The organism is Stieleria sp., from assembly GCF_041595215.1.
Taxonomy (GTDB): domain Bacteria; phylum Planctomycetota; class Planctomycetia; order Pirellulales; family Pirellulaceae; genus Stieleria; species Stieleria magnilauensis.
Map to the genome: position 1 here is coordinate 1 of NZ_JBFHKV010001028.1, position 3,068 is coordinate 3,068.

At 59.8% G+C, this 3,068-nt stretch carries 2 protein-coding genes; both read right to left on the reverse strand.

Annotated elements, in window-relative coordinates; genetic code table 11:
* On the reverse strand, nucleotides 1-218 hold a 218-nt coding region (locus ABX749_RS27610), incomplete at its 3' end, for a sulfatase-like hydrolase/transferase (protein WP_372898867.1).
* A gap of 58 nt (nucleotides 219-276) precedes the next feature.
* Nucleotides 277-2,862: a sulfatase-like hydrolase/transferase gene (locus ABX749_RS27615; RefSeq protein ID WP_372898868.1), complete on the reverse strand. Its 2,586-nt coding sequence runs from the start codon at nucleotides 2,860-2,862 to the stop codon at nucleotides 277-279.
* Between the last annotated feature and the right edge of the window lie 206 nt (nucleotides 2,863-3,068).

Here is a 3,068-nt window from a genome sequence, read left to right on the forward strand (position 1 = left end):
GGTGCCGCCGCAAGTGCCTGGGTGAATCGAATCCCTTCACGCGCCATCTGGTCGATGTTCGGCGTCCGCAATCGCTGATTTCCCATGTGTGAGAGTTCATAGTACGCCAGCTCGTCAGACATGATGTAGACAATGTTCGGCGGTCGTTCGGCCGCGCGGGCACCGTCGGCAATGCCGATCAATAAGCAGACGAGCGAGAGGCAACAACGTGACGACATGGCAGGACTCGTGCAGGGGGATGGTGTGCGAGGTGGTGACAGCGACCGGAGTGGATCGTTAGCGTGAGCTGGCGGATTGATTCGATCGAAGGAGCGCGTCGAGATCGTCGAGCGATACTTTTAAAACTTCCATCGTTTGCTTCGCGCCGGAAAACGCGATCAACAGGTGTTCGTCGTGTTCAATGATGTGTGGGTAATCGACGTGTCGACCGCCGACGAGTCGAAACAGGTGGGTGAAGACCAATCCGTCCGAGCTGACGGCCAAGGTCAGCGGGTCGCGTCGACGCGGGTTGGCGTTGGACACCAGCACATAGTAGCCCCGCGAGGTTCGCAGCACAAAAAACTTACTCGTCGCGTCAGGGAAATCGGTCTTGACGATCGGGCTCCACGTCCGGCCGTTGTCGCTGGAAAAGGTTCGCAGCAATCGTCCCGAACGTCCGTTGTCGCGAATCAGACCGACAAGGTTTTGGCGGTCGGGAAGCACGTACCAGTAGGGTTCTTCCGGGCGGCCGCTGGCGTCGTAGCTGGCCAGCGGACGGATCTTCCAGTCGTCGAAGGCAGTGTCTCCGCCGATCATCACCGAGACCTGCTGGCGATGGTCGCGACGCGTCATCATGAATTCGCCTTGCGGCAATCGCTTGGGCGGGAAATTATTGAGCGTGTCGTCCATCACCGTGCCGTGGGCTCTCCACGTTTGCTCGCCCGCGTCCCAGCGAAATGCTTCCAGGCTGAGCCCCTTGCCGGGATATGCCGGCGCGTTGAAGTGGCTCGCCAACGCCAGCAACTCGCCATCACGGACCCACAGCCCACGTGCGATCCAACCAAACCCTGGTGTCCGTGGCGGCCCGGACAGGTCCGCCGGCTGACTCCAGTGCAACCCATCATTGCTGGTCGCATAAGACACGCGGGTGTCCGGTCGATCGTGACCCGGTACCACATTGCGAAGTTGCTCCGGCGTCAGGCCCGGTCTTGGTACGCCCGGACCGTCACTCCACATCGCCCAGTACTTGCCATCGAAATGAGCGAGATAAGCGTGCTGATGGACCCAGGTTCCGGCGCGGTCTCGGACGTCACTGATGATGGCGTGTTTTGACGGAACCGGGGTAAGATCGTTGAAATTGATTCGCGATGCATCGGGGCCGGTGGTTTTCAGATCCAGCATCCGTGGGCTGCCCGGATTCTTCACGGGGTGCGGACGAGCATCGGTTCCAGAAGCGGCAACGGCGGGCTGGGCGGCCAGTCTCCTGGCAAGCTTCTCCGCAAGACCAGCGACGGCGTTTTGATACTCGTCATGGTCGACCACGTTCACGGTTTCGTGCGAATCCTTGCGGTGATCGTATAGTTCGCGGGCGAGGACTTGTTCGGTTTTGAAGTCCCGCCACTCGGTGTAGCGAAAGGGTTTGGTGCGAATCGAATACCCCATCACTTCGGGCAGTTTGCCGCGCAGGTAATTGGGGCGCGGTGTTTGGGTGAGAGCCACTTCGTGGACACTCGCCGACGGATCGTCCAGCAGCGGCACCAAGGAGACACCTTCGACGTCGCTTGGTGTCTGCAACCCGCAAAGTTCCGTCAGCGTGGGATAAAGATCCAGCAATTCCACCAGGGCTTCCGTGCGGCCGGCCGTTTGGTGCTTGGGGGCGTCGATGATCAGCGGGACACGGGCATCGAGTTCAAACGCCGTTGTTTTTCGCGTCAAGCCGTGTTCGCCCAGATGCAACCCATGATCGGACCACAACACGACGATCGTGTTGTCTCGCAATTGCAGCGAGTCTAATTCATCCAGCACGCGGCCGATCTGCGCGTCGAGGTAACTGATCGCGGCGAGGTGCCCGTGATGCATTTCTCGCAACTCTTCCGACTCCGCGCCCGCGTTGTATCGGGCGCTCGTCAATGCGATGTCGGGAACGTCTTGGGGTGGCTGTACGTCGCTCGGAATCGGAACCTTGTTTCGATCATAAAGGTCCCAGTATTTCTTGGGAGCGTTGAAGGGCGTGTGCGGTTTCCAAAAACCGACGGCCAGGAAGAACGGATCGTCACGCCGATTGAGTTCCCGCAAGGTTTCGACGGCCGTTTCCGCGACCCGCCCGTCGAAGTAGGCGTCATCGGAAACGTCGCGGCATTCGATGCCATTTTTTCCCGAAGCGAGATTCGGCGGCACCGCGCCGTCGACGATCGGCTTGTCGTTGGAGTGGCTGTTGTAGTGCAGCACCGACGGCACGCTCCAGGATCGGGGATCGCCTTTCCAATCGTCTTGCCGCCAGTTATGAAAAATCTTACCGACACATTGTGTGTGGTAGCCGTTGGATTTGAACCATTGTGGAAGCGTAACGGCGTCCGGTTTGTTCTGACGGAAATGTGTCGGCAGATCCCAGACCCGCAGCGTATCGGGGCGCATGCCCGTCAGCAGCGATGCCCGGGAGGGATTGCAGACGGTTTGCTGGCAGTAGGCATGTTCGAAAACCATGCCGCCGGATGCGAGCCGATCGATGTTCGGCGACTTCACCGCCGCATCTCCGTAGCACCCCAGCTGGACCCTCAAGTCGTCGATCGCGATGAACAACACATTCGGCCGCTCGGCGCCGGCCGACGCTGCCATCAGCGCCAAACAACACGCGGCAAAACGGAGAGTGAGAGAACGGAGCATGATGCGCGACCTTCTTGCGAGCCGGAAACGGAATCAAGGGTCGGCTATCATAAAGGATTCGGACGCCAACAAACTCGGACTGGCGATCTCTGGGCTGCTGGAAAACGACGGTCCGTTCGCAGCGACATCGGTCGCGATTGTTTCCACCCACAGTCTGCCCGCGTCCCTTCGGGCGTTTCAGTACGCTGCGAACGTTGCGTGAATGA